This window comes from Streptococcus oralis, assembly GCF_001578945.1.
GTDB classification, from domain to species: domain Bacteria; phylum Bacillota; class Bacilli; order Lactobacillales; family Streptococcaceae; genus Streptococcus; species Streptococcus oralis_Q.
This window is the reverse complement of sequence record NZ_KQ969662.1, coordinates 1-271: the sequence shown is the minus strand read 5'-3', so window position 1 is coordinate 271 and position 271 is coordinate 1. Positions and strand designations below refer to the sequence as shown.

1 protein-coding gene is annotated in these 271 nt (G+C 41.7%); it reads left to right on the top strand.

From position 1 onward, the window contains the following. A partial coding sequence (locus SORDD16_RS10280; protein WP_241734082.1) for an ABC transporter C-terminal domain-containing protein occupies window positions 1-240 on the top strand: 240 nt, incomplete at its 5' end. Window positions 241-271: the final 31 nt, after the last annotated feature.

Sequence of the window (271 nt, the reverse complement as noted above, 5' to 3'; positions counted from 1 at the left end):
GTTAATGACTACCAAGCTCAGAAAGAAAGTCAGAAAGAAGCCCGTAAGCTCATGCGCCAAATAGAGAGTTTAGAGGCTGAAATCGAAGAGTTAGAAAGTCAAAGCCAAGTCGTTTCTGAACAAATGCTGGAAACCAACGATGCTGAAAAGCTCATGGAATTGCAGACTGAACTCGACAAAATCAGCCACCGTCAGGAAGAAGCCATGCTTGAGTGGGAAGAATTATCGGAGCAGCTGTAAGAAATGGAAAGGGATATAATATTTTGTTTAA